Raw genomic sequence first — 24327 nt, 5'->3', positions numbered from 1 at the left:
CTCCATGTGTATGTTCATAAGTATGATCATCTTCTTCCTTTCCGTTGATCGTTACGATGATATGCGTTCCAGTAGACAAAATACATTTTCACGAAGTGGGAGAGATGGACGCGCTTGCCGATATTACCGGCGTTTGTATGTTAATAGAAGAACTTGCTCCCGATGTAATTCTAGCTTCTCCTGTTAATACCGGAAGCGGACACGTCCGCTGTTCTCATGGCATTTTACCCGTACCGGCTCCGGCAACCGCTTATATTTTACAAAATGTCCCCATGTACAGCGATCAGACGCAGGGAGAGCTTTGTACTCCTACAGGTGCGGCATTACTCAAACATTTTGCAAAAGAATTTCGCGTAATGCCGGTAATCAGCGTTAAGAAAATCGGATACGGCATGGGCAAAAAAGAATTTGAAAAAGTGAGTTGCGTAAGGGCTTATATCGGCAACACGGCGAATAATGCGGAAGAAGTTACGGAGCTTGTGTGCAATTTAGACGACATGACTCCTGAGGCGGTAGCCTTCGCGCAACAGCTTTTGTTCGAGGAAGGAGCGCTTGACGTATACACTACTCCTATTTGTATGAAAAAGGGACGCATGGGTTTGATGTTTACTTGTATGTGCCGCAGTGAATTAAAAGACAAGATGGTTTCACTTATTTTCAAACATACAAGTACATTGGGAATGAGAGAGAGTACAAGCCGCCGTTATACGCTACAGCGAGAGCAAAAAGAAATTCAAACAAAGTACGGCTCAGTTAGAATTAAAACCGCTTGCGGTTACGGAGTACAAAAATCAAAGCCCGAATATGAAGATATAGCTAAAATAGCAAGGGAAAACAGAATATCAATACATGATGCGTTAAAGAGTATCACAACAACGCCTGACGCTGAAATCCTTTTACAATAATTCGCCGTAAATCTTTACAAAGATTTTTTTCATTATAGTTGCTAACAGCATGTATGCAAGGATAGTGGCAATTAACCACGGGAAGTACATAAACGGCAGAGGAGTCATATTCAGTTGTTTTCCAAGCCATGTGTACGGAATGATCGTGCCAACGGCAATTCCCATTGTTGTAAGCATCCCAAGTTGCCATGAAGCTCGGCTGTGGAGAAACGGAATTTTCGGAGTACGGATCATGTGAATAACTAAAGTTTGCGACCATAGCGATTCTACAAACCAGCCTGTATGGAAAAGAGCCATAAATAAAACTTGCGCCTCTGAATTTAATGATGCCCAAGCACCTCCGGTAACAATAGGACAAATATGGAAGAACATTAAAAGATATGTTGTTATATCAAATACGGAGCTTGTCGGTCCTATCCATAACATAAAATGGCTTATGCTTGTAGCGTCCCATTTTCTCGGTCTGCGTAAGAATTCAATATCAACATTGTCCCAAGGAATTGCAATGCAGGAAATATCGTATATTAAGTTGAGAACAAGTATTTGAATGGGCAACATGGGCAGGAACGGCAGAAAAGCCGAAGCCGCCAAAACAGAGAACATATTGCCAAAATTAGAGCTTGCCGTCATTTTAATATACTTGATTGTGTTGGCGTAAGTTTTTCTGCCTTCAACTACGCCTTCTTGCAACACCATTAAGTCCTTTTCCAAAAGAATGATGTTAGCTGATTCTTTCGCAATATCAACGGCGGTATCTACGGATATGCCGACATCTGCCGCTTTCATTGCCGTTGCGTCATTTATTCCGTCGCCCATAAACCCGACTGTATGTTTGTTTTTTCGCAAAGTGGTAACAATTCGGGCTTTTTGGTTAGGTGAAAGTTTTGCGAAAATATCGGTTTCTTCTACCGCTTTTGCCAACGCTTCATCGTTCATTTCTTCAATTTGAGAACCTAACAAAATATTTTTTACGTCCAAACCTACATTTTTACACACTGTTACCGTTACAGCGTCATTGTCGCCAGTAAGCACTTTCACCCTAACGCCAAATTCGTTAAGGGCTTTTATTGCCGCACTGGCACTGTCTTTGGGCGGATCAAGGAATGCAAGATAGCCGACAAAAATCATATCGTTTTCATCCGCTACGGAAAGAGCCGTGCTGTTAGCATTGAGAGGTTTTCTCGCAAGACCCAATACTCTCATTCCTTTTTCATTAAGGTCATAGCAGGTGTTGAGAATCTTTTTACGCACATCATCGCCTAACGGGGACGTATTATCGCCGTTTTCGGTTTTTGTCGAGATTGCCAGCATTTCTTCGATTGCACCCTTGGTGATAAGTTCAATCTGCCCGGTTTTGTCTTGTACCGCTACGCTCATTCGGCGGCGGTTAAAATCAAAAGGAATTTCATCAAACTTTTTATAATCATCCCATAGATCAATCATATTCTTCCCACGGGCGTGTTCAATGATAGAAATATCCATCAGATTTTTTAATCCTGTTTGATAATGGCTGTTTAAGAAACCACGGCGAAGAACGTCAATATTTTCATTGCCGTTAATATCAAGATGATATTCAAGAATAACTTTGTCCTGCGTGATTGTTCCGGTTTTATCGGTACAAAGCACGTCCATTGCCCCAAAGTTTTGAATCGAATTAAGGTCTTTTACAATAACTCGTTTTCTCGACATTGACACAGCGCCTTTGGCAAGGTTAGCTGAAACTATCATTGGAAGCATTTCCGGCGTGAGACCTACCGCCACCGACAAAGCAAAGAGGAACGCTTCTAGCCAGTTTCCTTTTGTAAAACCGTTTACCAGTAAAACTATCGGAACCATGATCAACATAAAACGGATAAGCACCCATGAAACCGAATTAACGCCTAACTCAAAACTTGTGGGTGGTGCTTTTTTCTGAAGCTGTTCCGCAATAGTGCCGAGTATTGTATCGTCTCCCACAGTCATAACTAACGCTATAGCCGAACCGGATATTACGTTAGTCCCCATAAACGCGAGGTTTTTCAATTCAAGCGGATTGTTTCCAACCTCAGTTACAGGAGCGGCAAATTTCTCTACAGGCTCACTTTCGCCGGTAAGCGCTGACTGGCTGATAAATAAATCTTTGGCTTGAATTATGCGCACGTCAGCTGGAACCATGTCTCCGGCGGCGAGGTAAACTATGTCTCCCACGACAATTTCGTCCATTGGGATTTCTTTTTTTTCTGATTTGGTTTCTTCTGTTTCTTTGTTAAAATATTTCCGCGCCGCGCAAACGGTAGTCCTGACCATTTCGGTTAAATTCTTCGCCGCATTGTTACTGCGTAATTCCTGAATAAATCGCAGAAACCCTGATATTATAACCATTGTCATAATAACGATAACCGCCGTATAGTCAGCATCGCCCGGGTCCGATAAAACAACGTCCGTAAAAAACGATACTGCGGCTAAAACCATAAGCACTATGGTAAAAGGATTGATAAAAGCGGCGACAATCCGCTTTAACATGGAGTCTTCATTATGTTTTGTGATAGTATTTTCGCCGTATTCATCGCGTTTTTCTTCTACATAATCTTCTTCGTAGCCTTCTATGGTGTTTTCATATTGAATAAGGAGGGTATTGCTATCTTTGGCGGAAGATCGTAAAAGACGTTTTTTCGCCCTATCCGCCGAAGTGGAAATGCTTTTTATCTGCGTGTTTTTATTGGACATTTTGCACCTCTTTATGAATAGGTTTTACCCTGTCCATCTCCCTTTTTATACAAAATACTACTAGTTTTTATCATTTAACGCAAGCAGTTTATTATGGGAAAATAGCACAAGGTATTGTAAAAAGTAAAAAATTATATAATAATATAAAAAGAAGAAGTTTTAAGGTATAGAAATGGCAAGAACACAGCTTTCCCCTGTTATAAGGGTAGATGAAGAAAAATGCGTAAATTGTTACGCCTGTATTGCCGATTGTCCGGTCAAATACTGTATGGACGGCTCAAAAGACAAGGTAAATATAGATATTGACCTTTGTATTGGTTGTGGAAACTGTATAAATGCCTGTCACCATGATGCGCGGCAGCCTATTGACGATACCAGACATTTCTTTTCAGACCTTAAAAGCGGAACCAAAATTATTGCTGTTGCCGCTCCGGCAGTAGCGTCAGTTTTTTCCGGCAAACACCTAAAACTTAACGGCTTTTTAAAATCGTTGGGTGTTCAAGACTTTTTTGATGTAAGCTTGGGAGCGGAACTTACAGTTATTTCATACCTTAACTACATAAAAAAGGAAAACCCCCGCTTGGTTATAGCCCAGCCCTGTCCGGCAATTGTTACTTTTATCGAAATTTACCATCCGGAGCTAATACCCCACCTTGCGCCTGCGGACAGTCCAATACTCCATTCGATAAAAATGATACGAGAATATTATCCTCAATATAAAGATTATAAAATTGCCGTTATTTCTCCCTGCCTCGCCAAACGCCGTGAGTTTGACGAGACCGGAGCGGCAGACTACAACGTTACCATGCTTGCCCTGAAAAAACATATAGAAGCGGAAAAGATAGATCTTGATTATTTTGAAACTACAGACTATACCGGACTGCTTCCAGAGCGCGCGGTAGGATTCTCCAGTCCTGGCGGCTTGCTTGATACCGCCGAGCGTTTTTTACCCGGTATACGAAGAAAAACACGCAAACTTGAAGGCGTACACAGCATCTACGCCTACCTTGCGGAAACAGCTGAAGCTTTAAATGATCCCGAAATAGAATTTCCGCTTTTAATAGACTGCCTTAACTGCGAAAAAGGCTGTAACGGCGGACCCGGAACCGGCAATAGTCATCTGCCTATAGACAAATTGGAAACTCCTATACGCAAACGCAGCGCAGAACTTGAAAAACGTGTTTCTCCCAAACAACAAAAAGAACAGTATGAAAAATATCACAAACAGTTAAACAAATACTGGAAACCGGGACTATATAATCGTAGTTATCGCGATCTTTCGGGAAACAACGACAAGAAAAGACCAAGCGAAGCCGAATTAACAGCCATCTTCCATAGAATGAAAAAGTTTTCTGAAGCTGATATATATGATTGCGGAGCCTGCGGTTATAAAAGATGCAAAAGAATGGCGACAGCTATTCATAACGGCATTAATGTGCCGGAAAATTGCGCCCAGTATACACTTGCGTTACTTGCGGAAAAAAATAATACCGAAGAACTTAACCGTCAACTTAAGGAACACATTTCCCAAGCGTCAGCCCTTATTGAAGACATAAACAAATTAATAAATAAACTGAATGCCACTATCCTTTCGCAAAGGGATACAATCGCACAATCGTCAATTGCAACCGAAAAAATGATCACACAGTTAAAAGACACTTCGGAAGTTTCCCAAAAGAAACAGGAGTCCATAAAGGGCTTGATAGAAGACACAGTTAAGAGTCAGGAATCCATGAGGGGAACTATCAAATCGGTTGAAGATATTTCCAAATCGGTAGACGGCATAGCGCAGGCGATTAAAATAATTAGTACAATAGCGGCTAACACCAATTTATTATCAATGAATGCGGCAATTGAAGCCGCCCATGCCGGAGAAGCGGGCAAGGGCTTTGCCGTTGTTGCAGGCGAAATACGCCGTCTTTCTGAAACCACACGGGAAAATTCACGAAATATTTCCCAGACTCTTAAAAGTATCATTGACGGGATAGCCGTTACCGAAAAACAATCCGGCGACACAGGAACACGAATAACCGCTATGGCAAAAGAGATTAATGGTTTTGCCGAGACAATGGACAGTTTGATAAATACTTTCGGTCAATTGTCGGCACATAGTGCTGAAATTACAGCTACACTTGATAGTCTTGAGAATCAAAGCGATACTGTAAAAGTTGACTATGCCGAAATACTTTCTATGACGAAAAAACTACGCGAGGCAATGCTTAATTTGACTGCGTTGTCGAAGAAAAAGATTATAGTAGTTGATGATGAAGAAACATCTCTAATAATGTCAAAAGGCGCATTGGAAAAAGATTATAACATTACCACAGTCGACTCCGCCAAAGCAGCTTTGGACTTGTTCTTAGGGGGATATACTCCTAATTTGATTTTGTTGGATTTGTATATGCCGGAAATGGGCGGCTGGGATGTTTATATAAAAATACGAGACATCAGCAAATTGCATAAAATCCCGATAGCTATATACACAGTATCGGACGACCCAAAAGACAGAGAAAAAGCGCATGAACTTGGCGCGGTTGAATACATACACAAACCGATAAGTAAAGAAGAACTGCATGAAAAAATAGTAGCCTTGATAAAGTAGTTTTTGATAAATTCTCCTTGACATGTTTTTCAAAATATGGTAATATGTTTTCGTATACTTCAAAGGAAGAGGGGTGAAAATCCTTCGCTACCCGTGTAACTGTAACAGGGAAGATTCCGTCACTTACGATCACTGTCTGACCACTTACCTGACCACTTGCTTCAAGTTGTCAGGTAGGTGGTCAGATGGGAAGATCGATGGAAAAATTGCCCTCAAGTCAGGAGACTTTGGTGTACTCGCCTTTTTGAAAAAGACGGCTTTCTTATATATTTATTTTTTCGCTATTTTGGGGAGGGGGAATAATGTTCTCATCAATTATTAAAAGAGACGGAAGAACGCAATCGTTTCATGAGAGCAAAATTACAGACGCAATATTTAAGTGTCTTGAGGCGGTGGGAGAAGCAGACCGTCAGCGGGCGATTGAATTAACGCTGGAAGTGTTAAAAAAACTTAAACAACATTACAATGAAGATAATTTTAACGTGGAGAATGTTCAGGATATAGTTGAAGCGGTATTAATTGAACACAACCACGCAAAAGTAGCCAAGTCTTATATTTTATATCGTGATAAACGCTCCAGAATAAGAGACGCTCGAAGCGAAATCATGAACGCTGTCTCTGAAATTTTGCATGAGACAAACCGTGATAACGCCAATGTCGGCAATTCGCCATCGGCAAAAGTACTGCAAATATCGGAGATTGCTTCCAAAAATTATTACTTAAAACGAGTCCTCCCCGAAAAAGAAGCAATGGCTCACATAAGCGGCGATATTTATATTCATGATTTATCATGGTACGGAAAAACATTAACCTGTTTGCAAATTCCACTTGACCGCCTGTTACGTGAAGGGTTTAACAACGGACACGGCTTTATTCGCCCACCCAAAGGAATAAAAACAGCGTCGGCGTTGGCGGCGATTATTCTGCAAAGTAATCAAAACGATATGCACGGCGGTCAGTCTATCGCTTACTTCGACAGAGATATGGCGGTTTATGTCGAACAAGAAAAAGAAAAACAGGAAAAACTTTTGCGTAACAATCTTAAAGAATTGGGATTATCCGCCGATGAAGAAAAAATTAAAACGCTTGTTTATGAACGAACAAAAGAGGAAACTTTTCAGGCAATGGAAGGGTTTATTTACAATTTGAATACCATGCATTCAAGGGCGGGAGCTCAAGTTCCTTTTTCTAGCGTAAATTTTGGCACTGATACAAGCGAAGCAGGCAGAATGGTTACGGAATGTTTTTTACTTGCCTACGAAAAAGGTTTAGGCAAGGGCGAATCGCCATTATTCCCAAACGTATGTTTCAAAATTAAAGAAGACGTTAATTTTGAAGAAGGCGACCCAAATTACGATTTGTTTCAATTAAGTATGCGTGTTGCCTGCAAGCGGCTTTTCCCTTCTTTTTCTTTTCAGGATTCAAGTTTTAACAAGCCGTATCGAGATGAAGAAGTTGCCTACATGGGCTGCCGTACGCGTGTTATCGCAAATTGTAACGGGGCAAGTGTAACCAATTCACGAGGGAACCTCTCTTTTACAACCATTAACTTGCCTCGTCTTGGCATACGCGCGGAAAAAGATTTATCTATGTTTTGGAAATATCTTGACGAGATATTTGATCTTTGTATCGAACAATTACTAACAAGATATGACGTACAAAAAAAACTTAGGGTAAAAGATTTTCCGTTTTTAATGGGGCAAAAATTGTACCTTGACAGCGAGGGGCTGAAAGCTAACGACACGATTGAAAAAGCAATCCGTCACGGAACGCTCAGTATTGGATTTATAGGACTGGCGGAATGTCTTGTCGCATTAATGGGCAAACATCATGGGGAAAGCGCGGACGCTCAAGCCCTAGGAATTGCAATTGTCAGCCACATGAGGCGCAGATGCGATGAAGCGACAAAAAAATACAAACTTAACTTTACGTTGCTTGCGACTCCTGCAGAACAGTTAAGCGGTAAATTTACCAAACTTGACCTTGAAAAGTATGGTAAAATTAAAGGAATAACAGACAAGGAATGGTATACCAATTCATTTCATGTGCCTGTAGAATACAACATTACCGCGCTGGAAAAAATAAAGATTGAAGGAGCGTATCACAAGTATTGTAACGCAGGGCATATATCTTATGTTGAATTACAATCCGCACCGGAGCATAATCTTGAGGCGTTTGAATCTTTGGTAAGAGAAATGGCGGAAGCGGATATGGGTTACGCCTCGGTGAATTTCCCCGTTGATATATGTTGTGATTGCGGACTAAATGGAGTTATTAAGGAAGATACCTGCCCTAAATGCGGCAGTACAAATATTAGCCGCATACGCAGAATAACAGGGTATTTGTCTACGCTTGACCGATTTAATGACAGCAAACTTGCGGAAGTTCAACATCGTCATGTTCATAATTTTGAGTAAGAAGGAACATACAAATGGAAATTTTAGAACATACAAGTAATATAGGCGTTATAAAAACTCAACGGAAATTTTTATCTGTGTTGATTTTATCGTTTCTTGGCGGAGTTTACATTGCCTTTGCATCAGAAGGTTCTACTATGGCGGCGTATAATCTGCTTGCAAACGCCGACACTTATGGACTAGGAAAAGTTTTAGCCGGAGCGGTATTCGGAACAGGGCTTATGTTAGTTGTTCTGGCAGGCGCGGAATTATTTACGGGAAACTCTCTTGTTATTGTATCGGTACTGGATCGCAAAGTTTCCTTCAAAGCAATGCTGTTGAACTGGCTGTTGGTATACATCGGCAATTTTGTGGGGAGTTTGTGTATTGCTGTAATGATGTACAAGTCGGGGTTATTCAACAGCAGTAGCGGACTTCTTGGCGGCATGACAATTAAAATCGCCGCATACAAAACAGCATTGCCTTTTCATTCGGCGTTTTTCCTAGGCGTAATGTGTAACTGGCTAGTCTGTCTTGCGATATGGGTTTCTTACGGAACTGCGGAGACCGCCGGAAAAGCTCTCGCTATCTTTTTTATTATTTGTCTTTTTATAACATCGGGTTTTGAACATTCAATCGCAAATATGTATTATATTCCTGCCGGTATTCTTGCCAAACAAAACTCGCAATGGCTTGCAATGTCGCAAGTTTCCGCCGACCAGCTTTCCAACTTAAATTGGATTAGTTTTATTGTTAAAAATTTATTTCCCGTAACTTTAGGCAACATTGTCGGCGGTTCATGTATGGTGGGCGGATTATACTGGTTGTCACGGAAGTTTACGGATATTAAAAAATGAAGTTATCGGGCATTACTCAAGAGAGTCTTGTTGACGGACCCGGACTGCGATATGTTATTTTTACCCAAGGGTGTCCGCATAAATGTCCGCATTGCCATAACCCTGAAACTTGGGACATGGACGCAGGTAAAGAATATTCCGTAAAGCAAATTATCCGTTTGCTGAAACAGCAAAAGAAAAAGAAACAGGGCGTTACTTTTTCCGGTGGAGAGCCGTTTTTACAAGCCGCCGAGTTAGCGGAAGTTGCGACGGCGGCTCATCTTATCAGTTGGGATACCGTAACCTATACCGGTTTTACCTACGAAGAATTAATTAAAGACAACAATAACGGCGTAAAAGCGTTATTATCGGCAACAGATTTATTAATTGACGGAAAATACATACACGAGCTACGCTCCATAGAATTACCGTTTCGCGGCTCATCAAACCAACGAATTATTGATGTACCCAAAACACTGGAAAAAGGGGGAGTTGTGTTGTGGAAGGGGACAAATTCTCGTTGACATATTTCTCTGCAATATAGAAAATATGTAATAAGGAGCAGGGAATGGGGAAGGGACAAAAAGTAAAGAATATTGACATTGTGGTAATGCCTCAGCAATTTTTTCTATATAAGGATAATTCCGGACGGGTACAGATCAATGCGCTTTTTCGTGATGAAACGCTCTGGCTTACGCAAAAAGCTATGGCTGAACTGTTTGAAGTGGAAAGAAGCGTAATAACAAAACATATTGGAAACATATATAAAGAAGGGGAATTACAAGAGAAAACAGTTAGTGCAAATTTTGCACATACTGCCGCCGACGGAAAAAATTATAACACTGCTTTCTACAATCTTGACATGATTATAGCCGTGGGTTACCGCGTCAATTCCAAAAAGGCGACTGCCTTCCGTATTTGGGCGACAGAGGTGTTGCGCGAATATATAGTCAAGGGTTTTGCCATGGATGACGAGCGCCTGAAAAAAGTCAATAAATTCGGGGCGGATTATTTCCGCGAGATGCTTGATCGCATAAAGGAAATCCGCATAAGCGAGCGCCGTCTTTATCAGCAACTCAAAGATATTTATGCTCTTTCTGCGGACTACAATCAGGATTATCGGGAGACCCTTGAATTTTTTGCCCGCGTACAAAACAAAGTACATTATGCCATAACTGGACACACCGCGCCGGAAATAATCCATTCTCGTGCGGACTCTCAAAAGAACAATATGGGACTGACCTCATGGGAAGGGAGCCCGAACCGACGTATTACTCGCGCCGATGTTATTGTCGCAAAAAACTATCTGCTTCAAAATGAGCTTGATGATTTGCGTTATATAGTAATCGCATTTTTAGATTATGCCGAACATGAGACGAAGTCCGGTCGGCTTATATTTATGAAAGATTGGGAAGGTGAGCTTGACCGCATATTGGAATTTAACCGCAAGGCGGTTTTAACCGGCAAGGGAAAAATTTCACGCGAAGAAGCGGATAAAAAAGCTCTTGACGAATACGCAGAATACCGCAAACGCATTCGTCCTCTGGAACAACAGGAATGGCAACAGGAATACTTACTTGATATTAAGGAACTTGAAAAAATGGAAGAAGAGATTACAAGCAAGAATGAGGAATAATGAGAATGGACAAAAAACATATTGACGCGAATTTCGGTTTTGCTACCAGAGCAGTCCATGGCGGCAATGAGGTTGACGATGAGACCGGTGCTATCCGCCGCCCGATCACCATGGCGAACAGTTATGAACTGCCTTATGATCCGTCAGATATAAACTGGAGCAGTGCCGAGGGCAGTATTTATACTCGCAACGGCGGAGTAAACCAGCGTTACTTGCAGGAAAAACTTGCCCTGCTCCACGACGCGCCTGACTGCGTTGTCCTTGCGTCCGGTGTGGCGGCTCTTTCCGGCGTGTTTTTCGCCTTTCTTAAGTCGGGCGATCACGTCGTTGTGTCCGATTCAACCTACATCGCCGCTTACCGCCTACTGCATGAATTACTGCCGGAAAAATACAATGTCCAGTCCACTTTGGTTGATTCCTCAGACTTGGAAAAAGTAAAGGCTGCGATAAAACCGAATACAAAGCTAATACACATTGAAACGCCTTCCAACCCCACGCTGAAAATCAGCGATATAAGGACAATCGCGAATATCGCCCATGAAAACGGAGCAATGCTTTCCGTTGACAACACATTTGCGTCGCCTTACAATCAACGCCCTCTTGTCCTGGGAGCTGACCTTGTAATAGAAAGCCTGACAAAGTATATCAACGGACACGGCGACGCGATGGGTGGTGCGGTACTGGGCGCAAAAACTCTGATTGATAAAATCCGTGCGGAGGCAATGGTGAACCTTGGCGGAGCAATCAGTCCGTTTAACGCATGGCTGATCATGCGCGGCGCAGTAACGCTTCCTTTAAGAATGAAACAACACAACGACAGCGCGTCTGCTATAGCGCACTTTTTGGAGAAACAGCCCGCCGTCCGTTTTGTGTCATATCCCGGACTGGAAAGTCACAAAGGACATTCTATCGCAAAGTCGCAAATGCCTGGCGGTTTCGGCGGTATTATGGCTTTCGGACTTAATACCGATCATGACGGACACAATTGTTTTGTTAGCAAGTTGCGCGTAATTACAAACGCGGTCTCTCTCGGTCATGATGAAAGCCTGATTGTATTCCTCGGAGAAAACGACGAACGGCAGTATCTGTATGCCGATGAGTTCCACAGAGGGTTCTTCCGCTTCAGCGTCGGGCTTGAGGATACGGCGGATTTGATAAGGGATATTGAGCAAGCGTTGAAAGTGGCAGGGATGTAAATATTAGGTAATTAACATATTTATATTGTCTATTACATTTTTTAATATACTTGCAGAGACCATCCCTAATTGTTTAATAACTATTCGTTGTTCAAGGGTATAAATCTTATCGTAACGTATGAGTGATTTCTTGGGTAATTCGCCGGAAACTAAATCTTTTGTTTCTATGAAAATACCATTTTGTTGCAGGTTTGATGTAATTGCGACAACTATCATATCACTATTTGTACTATTATGAGACATATTTGAAATGACAAGAACAGGTCGCCTTTTTACCGAAGACAAATCGCTGAACGGAACAGGAATCAGGACAATTTCACCGCGATTATACATTATCCCAGACCTTATCGTCTTCGTTATCCCAAAAAGAGAGAGAACTTTCACTTGCTTTTATTAAATCATAAGTATCATTATCGTTTTTGGGTAGTAAGATTACTCTTGGAGACAATGATATATTTTTCCGATACTCTTTAGGTATGCTGATTTTCCAATCGGCATCTATTTTTGCATCAAATTCAATAGCACTAGTTAACATATTTGTCTCCTCAATAATTAATATACAACAATTAACAAAAAAAATCAAATACAAACAAACCTAGTACACCTATTGACAATTCCACGCAAATAGCGTAACCTATTCTTGTATATTTCAAAGGAAGTGGGGTGCAAAGCCCCCGCTAACCCGTAACTGTAACAGGGAAGATTCAGTCGCATACAACCACTGAGAAATCGGGAAGGTTGACTGAAAAATAGCCTGACCACTTGCGTAGCATATGGTCAGACAAGCCCTCAAGCCAGGAAACTTTGGTATACGTTAGCCCTGTATGGGGTTAAACATTTTTTCTTAGCTTCGAGGAAGAGCTTGAGAAAAGCCGATTTTACCATTCTTATACAATTTTCTCGTCAGTAGCGTAAGCGGTTTTTTGTCTTTTCTCCGAAAAGGAGTATCTTATGTATTTCTCTAAAAATCTCACAAGGAGGAGTGTCGAACTTTTGGTTCGCAAGTACGCAAGTTTTGTTGTACTGTTGCTGATGTTGTTGTTTGCAGGCTGTGAAGAGGAACCGGAGCCAACTAATCCTATTGAGCAATTTGATACAAGGCTTGTCGGAACATGGACTTGTAACAGTAGTGGGTATATTGATGGATATATAATAACCAGCAATCACATAACTTATGCGAATGGTAATACTCTTGAAAATATTACTTCTGCTGGTACTATCAAATACACTTCTCAATTTACCTCCGATAGCGGTGTGATTATTATCGAATACGACTCTGACCACAAGGCATCGTATTCGGATTGGACTCAGAATCCACCAACTTCGTTACCGCTTAAAGGAGACTTTATTGGTATTTACTATAAAAATTTAGTTCCAGGCGTTTCTGTAGATATAGGAGGCGCTTATGTTGACGGTGGAGCAGAAGAAGCGACACTTGCCAATGCAAAAGCGGCATTTACCGTAGATAATGAAGGCACATATATGAGTTACTATGGAAGATATCTAAAACAACCATGACCTTTAATTTTTTAAAGGATGGAAAACTTTTTCCGTCCTTGTTTTTGGTAATCTTTTTTCTCTGTTTCCCCAATGACTTAAATGGGCAGTCTGTCGAAGATGACGAACTTTCCTTTTCTGATGAAAAAGGCATAACCGTTACTGGAACAAGACAGACAAGCCAGCAGATGGCAGTCATAGAAAAAGATGAAATTGAACGCCGTAACTCACCGGATGTTGCGTCTCTGTTGCAGGAGACGCTCGGTCTCAATATTACACGTTACGGAACTTACGGAAACATGACCTTGCTTAACCTGCGTGGGCTTGACACAAAACGGCTTGCAATTCTTATAGACGGAGTTCCTGTAAATTCTTCTATGGATGGAAAATTTGACATTGAGCAAGTCGATCTTAATTCAATCGAGCGTATCGAGGTAATTTACGGCGGTTCCGACAGCAAGTTCAATGTTTCAGGTGCGATGGGCGGAGTAATTAATATTGTCACTGTTAAAAAACAAAAACATGGACTGCGGCTTGGTGCTTCTGTTTCAAACACCGGAGTAATGCCAGGTGAATATCGGGGGCGTAATGGACAAACACAGGGACCAAATTGGGAAGATTTGGCGGATACTCAAAAGATTGACATTTTCGCCGCTTACGGAGGAGACGCTCTTTCATTTTCAGCTAACGTATTTGCAAACAGAGCGCAAAATCATTTTTTATTTACCGACCGCTACAATTATTCACGACGCAAAGACAACAACGAAGTGTGGGACACAGGGGGAGCAGTATCTGTAACAGGGGAATTGCCCGATCTTTCAAAATTGATTTTTTCGACTAATTTTTATTACGGCGATAAAAATATACCCGGCTCCGGTTTTTCAAGCAATTTCGGCAATCAGCAGGATACTTCTTCGCGTAACAATTTAATGCTCGATATGCCCCGTATTTTTCGGGACGATCTTGCGATGGAAGCGTCCGTAGGATGGCATTTTAACAGAAAAGATTTTACATCGCCAGCTGATGTTTTTTCCCGTCACGATCAACAAAACTTTACGGCAATAAACCGCTGGAGTTGGTATACAGGCGAATATTTGTCGCTGAAAAGCGGTTTTGATTATCGGTTTATTTATCTTGATTCCACTGATATTGGAAATCGGGACAGGCACGATGGCGGAATTTACCTGACTGCGGAATTCAAACCCGTAAAACAATTTATGATAATTCCTTCCGTAAAAGCTGTGTTTGCAAACAAAGGAGACACGCAATTTACAGCAGTTCCAAAATTGGGCTTGCTTTGGAATGTGACGGATTCATTTGCCCTAAAAAACAACTATTTCCGCAGTTTTAAGTTTCCCGACTTTGAAGAACTGTACTGGAGTGACGGCAGTGGCAGCATGGGCAACCCTGACTTAAAACCCGAAGATGGCTGGGGGGGAGACATTGGTTTGTCATGGCGTTATAAAAATTTATTTAATTTTGAAAGCACTTTTTTTACGCATTGGTTAAAAGATTCAATTCACTGGTATCCCGGACCCGGCGGTATCTGGCGACCTGAAAATGTCGGAGAGGCAATGTTCTTTGGACTGGACAGCAAATTGCGTTTTGAAATTCCTGTAAATTTTGGAGCGATAAAAAAAATTATCCCCTCGGTTTCGTATCAGTATCTTTTAAGTTATCTGTTAAGTTTCGGCTATGACTTTGCGAATGATAAAAGAATTCCCTACAGCCCCGTACATACAATCGGCGGTTCTCTTGAGATTCCGTGGGAAAGCGGCTCTATAATAATCAGCGGACATTATGAAAGTTTGCGTTATGACGACAGAGCGAACCTTACAAAATTGAAACCACATTTTTTGCTTAACGCTAACGTTAATCAAAAGATAGGGAAAAATATTACGGTATTCTGCGCGTTGCGGAATATCTTAAATGAATCGTATCAATCGTTTAACGATTACCCCATGCCGGGGGTTACACTGACATTGGGAATGCGTGTAAACTTGGAGATACAATGAACAAAGAGAATAGAAGAATTTTTACCACGAACCTCACGAACACCACGAACTTATTCTCCGAAATCTTGTCGCCGTTCGTGTTGGTTCTGCGCACTGTCGGTCACCTAAAGGTGACCTTGCTTTATTACAAGCGGCGGCTTTTATTGGTGCTACGCTCTGCGGCATTAATGATCCACACGGCTTTGCCGTGCGTTCGTTTAGCGGGTTCGTGGTTAATGATCTTATTATTATTTTTAGGGTGCACAGCCAACAAAGGTAGAGAAATAACTGATCGCACAGGCAAAACGGTAACAATAAAAAACACTATTAACAGAGTAGTGTCCACCGCACCATCGAACACGGAAATTATTACCGACTTGGGACAGGCGCATAAACTTGTCGCAATCGACCGCCATTCGGCGAATGTTACAGGGATTCCAGAAGGACTGACGCAACTGGATTTTTTCTACCCCGATGCCGAAGTGATAATCAAGTTGAGTCCCGATATAATTATCGCAAGCGGACATAATCCAACAGGCACAGGAGAAGACCCTTTCAAACTTTTGCGTGATGCGGGAATACCTGTGGTGTATATTTCCATGAGCGCGAGTATTGATGAAATTTACAATGACATCGCGTTTATAGCGGATATTTTGCGTGTAGAAAAAGAGGGAGAAAAACTGATAAATTCGATGAAGTCGCAAATTGATGAGATAGCGAAAACGTCGGCTAACACGGAAAATAAAACAACTGTTTATTTTGAAATTTCCGTAGCCCCTGACATGATGACTTTCGGAAAGGGCAGTTACATTGACGATATGATTTCCGTTATCGGGGCGAAAAATGTTTTTGGAGACGAGAATTGGCTTGTAACGCCGGGAGCGGAAGCGATTATCAGTCGTAACCCCGATGTAATTTTTACCAATGTAAATTACATTGATGATCCAATCGGCGAAATAAAGGTCCGTCCGGGTTTTAACCACATTAACGCCGTAAAAAATAACCGCATATATCAGATAGATACCGATTCATCGGTGCGTCCTTCAAGTCGTATTATTTTGGCTTTGCGACAAATGAAACAGGCGGTATATTCACTTGACCACTAAAACACATCAGGAAAATAAGTTATAATGAAGAAATATTATGTGTTTTAGTGGTAAAATATGAGTAACAGAAATCGTATTATCATCGGAGCAATTATCTCTCTCTTCATAATTGTCGCTGCCGCTTTTTTGGGCAGCTCTGGAATAAGTCTGCGTGATACTGTTTTGATCATTTTGCATAAAATTTTCCGTCTGCCGCTTGCTCAGGATATAGACCCAAAAAATGTTTCTATCGTGTGGCTATTACGGCTTCCTCGTGTACTGCTTGCGTTTCTTGTCGGCGGCGGACTTGCGGTAAGCGGTGCGGTCTGCCAGTCAATATTGCGTAATCCGCTCGCCTCTCCTTACATTTTGGGAGTCTCGGCAGGAGCGTCTTTGGGTGCGGGAATAATCATCGTCAGTGGAATTGCTATTCCGCTCTTGGGCGGCTTCACTCTGCCGTTGACAGGCTTTGTCTTTGGACTTGCCTCTGTTTTTTTTGTCGCTGCTTTTTCATCACGCATAGACCGCTCGATGTCCAACAACACGATAATTTTGTGCGGTATGGTTCTTTCGCTTTTTTTAAGTGCGATGCTTACAATGTTAAGTGCAATATTTTCCGATGACCTGCGGCGAATAGCCCTGTGGCAAATGGGAAGTTTCGCCATGAGGGGCTGGCAGTCAGTATGGCTGTTGCTTCCGTTTTTGGTAATCGGAATAATTGGGATTTTCTTTTTCACAAAAGAAATGGACATTTTAAGTTTCGGCGATGAACAGGCAATGTCTTCAGGGGTGGAAACAGGAGCGGTGCGGAAAAAACTGCTCGCTCTTTGCGCCGTGCTGACAGGTTCTGCCGTCGCTCTCTGCGGAGTTATCGGCTTTGTAGACCTGATAGCCCCTCATGCGGCACGCCGAATTTGCGGTTCTAACCATAGACATTTAATCCCCATGTCTTTTGTTTTGGGCGGTTCTTTGCTTGTTTTAACCGACCTGTTGGCAAGAACACTAGTCTCCCCGTCTGAACTTCCGGTAGGAGCGATTACCGCCCTAATCGGTGCGCCGTTTTTTGCGTGGGTTTACTTTAGGCGGCGGCGCAAGGCACAGGTGTAATATGCTGGAAGTTAAAAATTTATCCGCAGGCTACGGCGGTGCAAATAAAGAGCACGATGATGTTATTCGCAATATAAATTTTAAGGCGGACAGGGGAGAGAGCCTTTGCATACTTGGTCCTAACGGGAGCGGAAAAAGCACTTTGCTTAAATCGATAGCTCGCATTATTGATTACCGAGGGCAAGTGTTAATGAATGGCGAAGATATTTCCGCCGTTTCACGCAAAGAGTTGGCGAAAAAAATTGCCTTGCTGAGCCAGAGTACCCAGGTGTTTTTTCCCTACACAGTTTATGAGACTGTATCTTTGGGGCGTTACGCATATTCGCAGGGCTTTTTGAAAAACCTTTCCGCACCAGACAGGGAAGTTATTCAGGATATTTTGGAAAAACTGGATATTTGGGACAACAAAGACCGCATGATAGACGAATTAAGCGGCGGAGAATTGCAGAGGGTTTTTCTTGCAAGAACTCTTGCCCAAAGTCCCGATCTGATTTTGCTTGACGAGCCAAGCAACCACCTAGACTTAAAACATCAAATTGAACTATTAAAATTCTTAAAAACGTGGATTAAAGAGAACAACAAAACCCTAATAAGCGTTTTTCACGATCTTAATCTTGCACGTCTTTTTGGCGACACGGCGGTTGTTTTGAACAACGGCACGTTAGCTGCAAACGGAAAAATTGAGGACGTTTTGAATGGCGGGATATTAAGCGAAGTTTACGGCATCGACATTCGTAGCTTTATGCGTGAATCGTTGGAAAAATGGAAGTGAAATTTACAAATTAATCAATTTTTCTCTTGAGGTTACGCCTGTTTTTTCGTAGATACTTTGTAGATGATTTTCTACAGTACGATTGCTGAGTTTTAGCGTTTTGGCAATTTGCTGATTAGATAGGGATTGTTTTACAAACGAGACAATTTCGCTCTCTCGGCGGGTAAGGGCGAGAAATGTTTTTTTTCGTTTCTGTGTTTTGATTTTTACACTCGTATAAGTTTTGCCGGCAAGTATTGCGTCTATGGCGGCGGTTATTTCGTCCGCTACCGCCGACTTTGTTACATAACCCTTTGCTCCCAAATTCATCGCCCTTTGTACTAAAAATGGGTCTTCATACATTGAGCATACCAGCACGTCGGGCATGGGAGTTTTTCTTTCTTCGCAAATTTTTTTAAGTTCGGGAATAAAGTTAAGTCCGTCTTCCTGAACATCGGCGTTGCTTCTGCCGCCCATTGATATGTCAAGAATGACAATTTTAGGCAGAGGGTCAAGCTCTTTCATTAGTTTGCGGGCTTGAGCAAGACTGTCCGCAGTACCTGCGATGGTAAAGCGTCCTGTAGCTTCCAACCATACGCCAATAGCGTTGGTTAGCAGGGTATGATCGTCTATTAGGGCTATAAAAATCATAAATTACCCCTGTTTCCTGCCAGAACTGACGGGGGGGGGGGGGGGGGTTATTTTTAACCTTATTGACGTGCCTTCCCCCTCTTTGCTGTCAATGCTAAAAACGCCGTTTATGGAAGCGGCTCGCTCCTGCATATTCCACAAGCCAAAATGCCCCTTCAATCTCATCACTCGGTAAAAATCATCGTCCGTTTTTGCAAAACCTTTGCCGTTATCTGTAACAAACAGCAACAGGTTCCCTTCGGCGTTACTGCGAACAAGCACCGATACCTCGCTGGCTTCTGCGTGTTTTTCAACATTCGCAAGACATTCTTGAACAATACGAAAACAATGTAACTGCATATCTACGTTAAGAAAACTGAAATCCGCATTGTCGTGTACCATTATGTTACATTTAATGCCCGTGCGTTTTTCAAACGCTTGGCAAAGGTTACGCAATGCGTCAGGTAATGGTGGAACCAGAGGTTCCTTATATTTAATGCCACTTGGCTGAAAATCCGGGGGTATTAAATCGTTGCAGATGTTTCTTATTTTGTTTAACAATTCCGTTTGCCCTTGGGCTACTTCGGCACAAAGACCGCTCTGTTTTTCGGATACGGCTTCTTTTTTGATAATTTCCGTTTGAAGCGAAAGCCGTAAAAGGTCTTGTGCCACAGTGTCGTGTAACTCCCTCGCTATCCGTGAACGTTCATGTTCTTGTGCGAGTACGATCTCACGAGAAAAAGACAAACTCTGCTGATGTTGTAATTTTTCTTTTTTAAGATTTTTTTGCAAAACCGACAAACTAAGAGTTATTGTTATAACCATTAAAGTAAAGAAAAAGAACAGCAAAAAAGAACTAAGTTGGCTTGTAACAGAAAGCTCCGCATCAACACGCTGAAGTATGCTAACCGCCCTGTCAATTTCAAGGGTATTTGAAAAAACTTCTCGCACATCGCCGTTTTGCATGGCGATTTTAAGCCTGTTTACGACGGCGGAAATTTCCTGAACGGAACGCATATCATTTTTTCTGTACATTCGGTACTGATAGCCAACCGGAGAGCTTAAAAATCTGTTCAGGCTGTTGTTAAATTTTTCGATTTGTAATGCGAGTCCGTCCGAAAACGACGTTTCTGTCGTATCCGTTGGAGCAAATTTTGTGTTTATATTAAACCATGTGTCGGCTATATCGAAAACCGAAGGTTGAGAACTTTTGCTTTCACAGTTTGCCGCAAGTATCAGGACAACGGCTATTACTAAAAACGCCTTAACATTTTTTCGCATTTATTGGTATAATAAGATATTTATGAGTTACGTTCAATCGGCGGAAAACAAACCTGCTCTTGAGAAAACCACTGCGGTTAAAATCGCTATTATTGGAAAAATCGCTTTGCTTTGTCTTGTATCGGGCTTATTAAATACGCTTATCAGTTATTTTATTAACGGCGTATGCGGTCTACCCCTGTACCTTGACACGCTGTTTACCGTGGCGGTGTATTTCAGCGTTGGTCTTTTTCCCGCCCTTATAACCGCTTTTCTTCTTCATGTGTTTACCGCATTTGAATATACCTGGCTTATAAATTTAGATGTCCAAGCCGTATGGTGGTCATACCCTTTTGTCTTGTGCGTTATTTTTGAGATTCTGCTGATTTTTTTCTTTCGCCATAAAATAAAGCCTCTTGACACCGCTTTCCGCAAAGACCCTACGCTGTACGCTTTTTTTAACCTTGCTCCCCTGCTTATGCTGATAGTCGTACTTGACTGCATATTGATCAGCATAACCGGAGGAATAATCGATTATATCCTTACTCTGCTTCAAGCTCCCAAAGTTTTTTACCCCGAAGACAGTTTTAAGATTGGACTTTTGCGTAACAACGCACCGCTTCTTGCCTCGGCAATTCTTTCTCGTGTACCCATCAACATCGTAGACAGATTTATCGCCATTTTCGGCGGCTACGGCGTTTCGCTGTTGTACAGGAAGTTTTTAGGGAATGAGAAATGAGGACACGCGCCGGTAACCGCTACCGTTTTTTCATAGTGTACATTACCTAAAGGATACACTACCTGTAGCGGGGTCGAACCCTTAAATAAAAAAAATTAATTTTTTTTCTCAAAATAGTCAAGCAAAATGCATACCTCGCGCCATATATAGGTGTTGCGTATGCAACATTTAAATTTCTTTTTTAAGGAGAAAAAATGAAAAAACAAATAGGGGTAATAGATTTTTCAGACATAAAAAAATCTATTGTATCAGTCAAAGGGCAAAATGTTTTAATTGATAGCGATGTGGCGAATATCTACGGGGTGGAAACAAAAGAGGTAAATCAAGCCGTAAAGAACAATCCTGATAAATTTCCTGTTGGCTATATTGTCGAAACTGACAAGGGCGAACTGGTCAAAATTTTTGACCGGTTCAAAAACTTGAAACACTCTACAGTGCAGCCAAAAGCTTTTACAGAAAAAGGACTGTATATGCTTGCCACCATATTAAAAAGCCCGCAAGCAACGGCGGCTACGATTGCCATTATTGAGGTTTTTACTAAACTGCGTGAATTGTCGCATACAATCGCAAAATTGGCGGACACCAAAGAAAAGCCGGAACAGCAATCCCTTATGCAAAAAAGCGGAGATATTTTCTCTGAATTGATATCCGCCGATATGCCTGTATCGGGAACAGAAACCACCCTTGAGATAAATTTTGCGGTAATGAAATTCAGGCACACTGTTAAAAGAGAGAAAAAAAAGAGAGCTGTACAAAGTGCTAAAAAACCAAGCAAATAAAAATCCGGGTCTTGCAACCCGGCGGCTATCAGGGGAAAGTCGGCAAACCCCTCAAAAAACTAAGTAAATTTTACTCATGACAAACTGATTTTTTTTAGTAAAATTTGTTATATATCCTCGTTTAGGGATACCGCCTAATGGCGGAACAGTCCGTGTTTACCCGTCTAAAACGGCGAAGTAGCACAAAAGGAGTTTTCTATGAAAAACTTGAAAAACAAATTTGCTAAAATTAGTATTAGCTTGCTAATACTAATTTTTGCATTTATCGCTTGCGACGGCAGTGACGGCACTGGCGACGGTAGCAGCCCAGGCACATCGCAGAGTTCCACAAAAACTATAACTGACTTTACTTTCGCAAGTCCGGCGGCGATAGGTATAATAAATGAAACTGCAAAAACAATCGCCGTAACTGTACCATACGGGACAAATGTAACCGCCCTAACACCGAATGTTAAGCACACGGGAGTAAATTACAGCCCGACAGGAGCACAAAACTTTACTAACCCCGTTCCCTACACTGTAACGGCGGAAAACGGAACAACCCAAAAATACACAGTAACTGTAACCGTTGCCTCAATCAGCGCAAAAGCCATAACTGGTTTTACTTTCGCAAGCCCTGAGGCGACAGGTATAATAAATGAAGCCGCAAAAACAATCGCCATAACTGTACCATACGGGACAAATGTAACCGCCCTAACACCGAAAGTTACGCACACAGGAGCAAGTTACAGCCCGACAGGAGCTCAGAACTTTACTAGCCCCGTTAACTACATTGTAAGGGCGTATGACAACTCAACCCAAAATTACACAGTAACCGTAAATGTCGCTCCAAGCAACGACCCTATAGTTATCCTTAACAGCGTAACCCAGAACGGCTCATCTATGAAAACTACTACACAGTTGACGCTGACATTTAGCCAGGAAATCGCCGGACTTTCCGCTGATGACATCACCCTTAGTGGAGTACAAGGGGGAATCAAAGGAACACTCAGTGCTTCTGGAGCAACATACACATTGCCAATATACAGCGTTTACCAAGGCGGAGAACTTAACGTAGAGGTGACTAAACAGGGCTATATAATAAGCGGTTCGCCACAAGTAGTAACCATTTATTATGCAACTCTAAGAACCCTTGACAGCGTAACACAGAACGGCTCAGCTACGCAAACTACAACACAGTTGACGCTGACTTTTTTGAGTTATGGAGATACTCTTACCGCTGACGACATTACACTTAGCGGACTACCAAACGTAATAAATAAAGGAACACTCAGCAGTTATAGTTATTCAGGAGGAAAATACACATACACATTGCCAATTAGCGGAAATAACCCATCTGGAACTTATACTATAGAGGTAGCTGTAGCGAAACAGGGCTATGAAATAATAGGTTCGCCAAAAACAGTAACCGTTTATATTCCCATTTTGTGGACAGCCGTATCGGACACCACATTTGGCACAAGCACAATCAACGGCATCGCACATACCAGTTTCAGTAGTTCTCTTTTTGTCGCCGTGGGAGCTAGCGGTAAAGCGGCGTATTCGGCTGACGGCATAAATTGGACAGCCGTATCGGACACCACATTTGGCACAACTGCGATCAATGCTATCGTCGGAAGTAAAAGAGATGGTCCTGTTCAAAATAGGTTTGTCGCCGTGGGAGATAGCGGCAAAGCGGCGTATTCGACTAATGGCGGTGTAACATGGACAGCCGTATCGGACACCACATTTGGCACAACTGCGATCAATTCTATTGCCTGGGGCAAGAGCGAGAATAACGGAAACGGTAAGTATGTCGCCGTGGGAGCTAGCGGTAAAGCGGCGTATTCGTCTGACGGCGGCGTAACATGGGCAGCCGTGGACACCAAATTCGGTACAACTGCGATCAATGCTATCACCTGGGGTGGTACTGACGGGAATGAGAAGTATGTCGCCGTGGGAGATAGCGGCAAAGCGGCGTATTCGGTAGACGGCGTAATATGGACAGCCATTGGGAACACCACATTCGGTACATCAGAATATATCTATGCTATTGCCAGGAACAACGACAACAACTTTGTCGCCGTGGGAAGGAGCGGCAAAGCGGCGTACTGGAATGGAAATTACTGGAGTGTGAATCATTAATTTTTAAGTAGCAAGTAGCGTGCCTTGCGTTGCAGGGTATGCTACTTGGAATTGGGGGAGAAAATGGCAGAAAATGGAAATAGC

20 protein-coding genes and 2 riboswitches are annotated in these 24327 nt (G+C 42.2%); of the genes, 15 read left to right on the top strand and 5 right to left on the bottom strand.

Annotated elements, in window-relative coordinates; translation table 11 throughout:
• Positions 1 to 44: 44 nt before the first annotated feature.
• The gene (gene larC, locus ACYVTD_RS04130) at positions 45 to 905 is read left to right on the top strand and encodes a nickel pincer cofactor biosynthesis protein LarC (RefSeq protein ID WP_461246521.1); all 861 of its coding nucleotides are present in this window, start codon (positions 45 to 47) and stop codon (positions 903 to 905) included.
• On the opposite strand, the gene mgtA is transcribed toward larC, so the two are convergent.
• On the bottom strand, positions 897 to 3611 hold the full coding sequence (gene mgtA / locus ACYVTD_RS04125; protein WP_461246520.1) for a magnesium-translocating P-type ATPase: 2715 nt from the start codon (positions 3609 to 3611) through the stop codon (positions 897 to 899). The genes larC and mgtA overlap by 9 nt on opposite strands.
• A gap of 172 nt (positions 3612 to 3783) precedes the next feature.
• Between mgtA and ACYVTD_RS04120 the strand changes: the two genes are divergently transcribed.
• From ACYVTD_RS04120 to ACYVTD_RS04095, 6 genes are all read left to right on the top strand, one after another.
• Positions 3784 to 6213 (top strand): [Fe-Fe] hydrogenase large subunit C-terminal domain-containing protein, encoded by a 2430-nt coding sequence (locus ACYVTD_RS04120; RefSeq protein ID WP_461246519.1) that lies wholly within the window; start codon positions 3784 to 3786, stop codon positions 6211 to 6213.
• An 11-nt stretch (positions 6214 to 6224) separates the two neighbouring features.
• Positions 6225 to 6461: riboswitch (cobalamin riboswitch) on the top strand.
• Between the two features lie 54 nt (positions 6462 to 6515).
• Positions 6516 to 8630, top strand: coding sequence for an anaerobic ribonucleoside-triphosphate reductase (gene nrdD, locus ACYVTD_RS04115; RefSeq protein WP_461246518.1), 2115 nt, complete (start codon positions 6516 to 6518; stop codon positions 8628 to 8630).
• 14 nt (positions 8631 to 8644) lie between these two features.
• Positions 8645 to 9466, top strand: a complete 822-nt coding sequence (locus tag ACYVTD_RS04110; RefSeq protein WP_461246517.1) for a formate/nitrite transporter family protein — start codon at positions 8645 to 8647, stop codon at positions 9464 to 9466.
• Entirely contained in the window at positions 9463 to 9969 is a 507-nt protein-coding gene (gene nrdG, locus ACYVTD_RS04105; RefSeq protein ID WP_461246516.1) for an anaerobic ribonucleoside-triphosphate reductase activating protein, read from the top strand. Before ACYVTD_RS04110 ends, nrdG begins: the two co-directional genes overlap by 4 nt.
• Before the next feature lie 44 nt (positions 9970 to 10013).
• Positions 10014 to 11081, top strand: a complete 1068-nt coding sequence (locus ACYVTD_RS04100; RefSeq protein ID WP_461246515.1) for a virulence RhuM family protein — start codon at positions 10014 to 10016, stop codon at positions 11079 to 11081.
• Positions 11081 to 12277, top strand: coding sequence for a trans-sulfuration enzyme family protein (locus tag ACYVTD_RS04095; RefSeq protein WP_461246514.1), 1197 nt, complete (start codon positions 11081 to 11083; stop codon positions 12275 to 12277). Before ACYVTD_RS04100 ends, ACYVTD_RS04095 begins: the two co-directional genes overlap by 1 nt.
• Positions 12278 to 12280: 3 nt before the next feature.
• Here ACYVTD_RS04095 and ACYVTD_RS04090 read toward each other — a convergent pair whose 3' ends face one another.
• On the bottom strand, positions 12281 to 12610 hold the full coding sequence (locus ACYVTD_RS04090) for a type II toxin-antitoxin system PemK/MazF family toxin (protein WP_461246513.1): 330 nt from the start codon (positions 12608 to 12610) through the stop codon (positions 12281 to 12283).
• Positions 12603 to 12812, bottom strand: a complete 210-nt coding sequence (locus ACYVTD_RS04085; RefSeq protein WP_461246512.1) for a hypothetical protein — start codon at positions 12810 to 12812, stop codon at positions 12603 to 12605. Before ACYVTD_RS04085 ends, ACYVTD_RS04090 begins: the two co-directional genes overlap by 8 nt.
• 87 nt (positions 12813 to 12899) lie before the next feature.
• Positions 12900 to 13101: riboswitch (cobalamin riboswitch) on the top strand.
• Between the two features lie 127 nt (positions 13102 to 13228).
• Between ACYVTD_RS04085 and ACYVTD_RS04080 the strand changes: the two genes are divergently transcribed.
• From ACYVTD_RS04080 to ACYVTD_RS04060, 5 genes are read left to right on the top strand one after another with little or no spacing between them, the layout of a single operon-like run.
• On the top strand, positions 13229 to 13795 hold the full coding sequence (locus ACYVTD_RS04080) for a hypothetical protein (protein ID WP_461246511.1): 567 nt from the start codon (positions 13229 to 13231) through the stop codon (positions 13793 to 13795).
• Between the two features lie 44 nt (positions 13796 to 13839).
• Positions 13840 to 15789 carry a TonB-dependent receptor plug domain-containing protein gene (locus ACYVTD_RS04075; RefSeq protein ID WP_461246510.1) on the top strand — a complete coding sequence of 650 codons (1950 nt, stop codon included), beginning with the start codon at positions 13840 to 13842 and terminating at the stop codon, positions 15787 to 15789.
• Positions 15786 to 16874, top strand: coding sequence for an ABC transporter substrate-binding protein (locus ACYVTD_RS04070; RefSeq protein WP_461246509.1), 1089 nt, complete (start codon positions 15786 to 15788; stop codon positions 16872 to 16874). Before ACYVTD_RS04075 ends, ACYVTD_RS04070 begins: the two co-directional genes overlap by 4 nt.
• Positions 16875 to 16931: 57 nt before the next feature.
• A complete protein-coding gene (locus ACYVTD_RS04065) occupies positions 16932 to 17960 on the top strand; it encodes a FecCD family ABC transporter permease (RefSeq protein ID WP_461246508.1) in 1029 nt (342 codons plus the stop codon).
• Position 17961: 1 nt separating this feature from the next.
• Positions 17962 to 18732, top strand: coding sequence for an ABC transporter ATP-binding protein (locus tag ACYVTD_RS04060; protein ID WP_461246507.1), 771 nt, complete (start codon positions 17962 to 17964; stop codon positions 18730 to 18732).
• 3 nt (positions 18733 to 18735) lie between these two features.
• On the opposite strand, the gene ACYVTD_RS04055 is transcribed toward ACYVTD_RS04060, so the two are convergent.
• Together ACYVTD_RS04055 and ACYVTD_RS04050 are read right to left on the bottom strand one after the other, a co-directional pair.
• Positions 18736 to 19362: a response regulator gene (locus tag ACYVTD_RS04055; RefSeq protein WP_461246506.1), complete on the bottom strand. Its 627-nt coding sequence runs from the start codon at positions 19360 to 19362 to the stop codon at positions 18736 to 18738.
• Positions 19363 to 19365: 3 nt separating this feature from the next.
• Positions 19366 to 20622: a sensor histidine kinase gene (locus tag ACYVTD_RS04050; RefSeq protein ID WP_461246505.1), complete on the bottom strand. Its 1257-nt coding sequence runs from the start codon at positions 20620 to 20622 to the stop codon at positions 19366 to 19368.
• A 22-nt stretch (positions 20623 to 20644) separates the two neighbouring features.
• Here ACYVTD_RS04050 and ACYVTD_RS04045 point away from each other — a divergent pair, with 22 nt between their 5' ends.
• From ACYVTD_RS04045 to ACYVTD_RS04035, 3 genes are all read left to right on the top strand, one after another.
• Positions 20645 to 21340: a hypothetical protein gene (locus tag ACYVTD_RS04045; RefSeq protein ID WP_461246504.1), complete on the top strand. Its 696-nt coding sequence runs from the start codon at positions 20645 to 20647 to the stop codon at positions 21338 to 21340.
• 194 nt (positions 21341 to 21534) lie between these two features.
• Positions 21535 to 22119, top strand: coding sequence for an ORF6N domain-containing protein (locus ACYVTD_RS04040; RefSeq protein ID WP_461246503.1), 585 nt, complete (start codon positions 21535 to 21537; stop codon positions 22117 to 22119).
• 198 nt (positions 22120 to 22317) lie between these two features.
• On the top strand, positions 22318 to 24243 hold the full coding sequence (locus tag ACYVTD_RS04035; protein WP_461246502.1) for a DUF5018 domain-containing protein: 1926 nt from the start codon (positions 22318 to 22320) through the stop codon (positions 24241 to 24243).
• Positions 24244 to 24327 lie beyond the last annotated feature (84 nt).

It is taken from the genome of Treponema sp. R6D11 (assembly GCF_054786075.1).
The sequence above is the reverse complement of the archived record's forward strand: the minus strand, read 5'-3'. Positions and strand labels throughout refer to the sequence as shown.

Excerpts from the sequence above, each read along its gene's own strand:
- ACYVTD_RS04090 (WP_461246513.1), bottom strand. The coding sequence starts at position 12,610 with ATGTATAATCGCGGTGAAATTGTCCTGATTCCTGTTCCGTTCAGCGAT.
- ACYVTD_RS04040 (WP_461246503.1), top strand. The coding sequence starts at position 21,535 with ATGAAAAAACAAATAGGGGTAATAGATTTTTCAGACATAAAAAAATCT.
- ACYVTD_RS04100 (WP_461246515.1), top strand. The coding sequence starts at position 10,014 with ATGGGGAAGGGACAAAAAGTAAAGAATATTGACATTGTGGTAATGCCT.
- ACYVTD_RS04035 (WP_461246502.1), top strand. The coding sequence starts at position 22,318 with ATGAAAAACTTGAAAAACAAATTTGCTAAAATTAGTATTAGCTTGCTA.
- ACYVTD_RS04110 (WP_461246517.1), top strand. The coding sequence starts at position 8,645 with ATGGAAATTTTAGAACATACAAGTAATATAGGCGTTATAAAAACTCAA.
- nrdD (WP_461246518.1), top strand. The coding sequence starts at position 6,516 with ATGTTCTCATCAATTATTAAAAGAGACGGAAGAACGCAATCGTTTCAT.
- ACYVTD_RS04095 (WP_461246514.1), top strand. The coding sequence starts at position 11,081 with ATGAGAATGGACAAAAAACATATTGACGCGAATTTCGGTTTTGCTACC.
- mgtA (WP_461246520.1), bottom strand. The coding sequence starts at position 3,611 with ATGTCCAATAAAAACACGCAGATAAAAAGCATTTCCACTTCGGCGGAT.
- ACYVTD_RS04120 (WP_461246519.1), top strand. The coding sequence starts at position 3,784 with ATGGCAAGAACACAGCTTTCCCCTGTTATAAGGGTAGATGAAGAAAAA.
- ACYVTD_RS04080 (WP_461246511.1), top strand. The coding sequence starts at position 13,229 with ATGTATTTCTCTAAAAATCTCACAAGGAGGAGTGTCGAACTTTTGGTT.
- ACYVTD_RS04060 (WP_461246507.1), top strand. The coding sequence starts at position 17,962 with ATGCTGGAAGTTAAAAATTTATCCGCAGGCTACGGCGGTGCAAATAAA.
- ACYVTD_RS04050 (WP_461246505.1), bottom strand. The coding sequence starts at position 20,622 with ATGCGAAAAAATGTTAAGGCGTTTTTAGTAATAGCCGTTGTCCTGATA.
- ACYVTD_RS04045 (WP_461246504.1), top strand. The coding sequence starts at position 20,645 with ATGAGTTACGTTCAATCGGCGGAAAACAAACCTGCTCTTGAGAAAACC.
- ACYVTD_RS04070 (WP_461246509.1), top strand. The coding sequence starts at position 15,786 with ATGAACAAAGAGAATAGAAGAATTTTTACCACGAACCTCACGAACACC.
- nrdG (WP_461246516.1), top strand. The coding sequence starts at position 9,463 with ATGAAGTTATCGGGCATTACTCAAGAGAGTCTTGTTGACGGACCCGGA.
- ACYVTD_RS04085 (WP_461246512.1), bottom strand. The coding sequence starts at position 12,812 with ATGTTAACTAGTGCTATTGAATTTGATGCAAAAATAGATGCCGATTGG.
- ACYVTD_RS04065 (WP_461246508.1), top strand. The coding sequence starts at position 16,932 with ATGAGTAACAGAAATCGTATTATCATCGGAGCAATTATCTCTCTCTTC.
- ACYVTD_RS04055 (WP_461246506.1), bottom strand. The coding sequence starts at position 19,362 with ATGATTTTTATAGCCCTAATAGACGATCATACCCTGCTAACCAACGCT.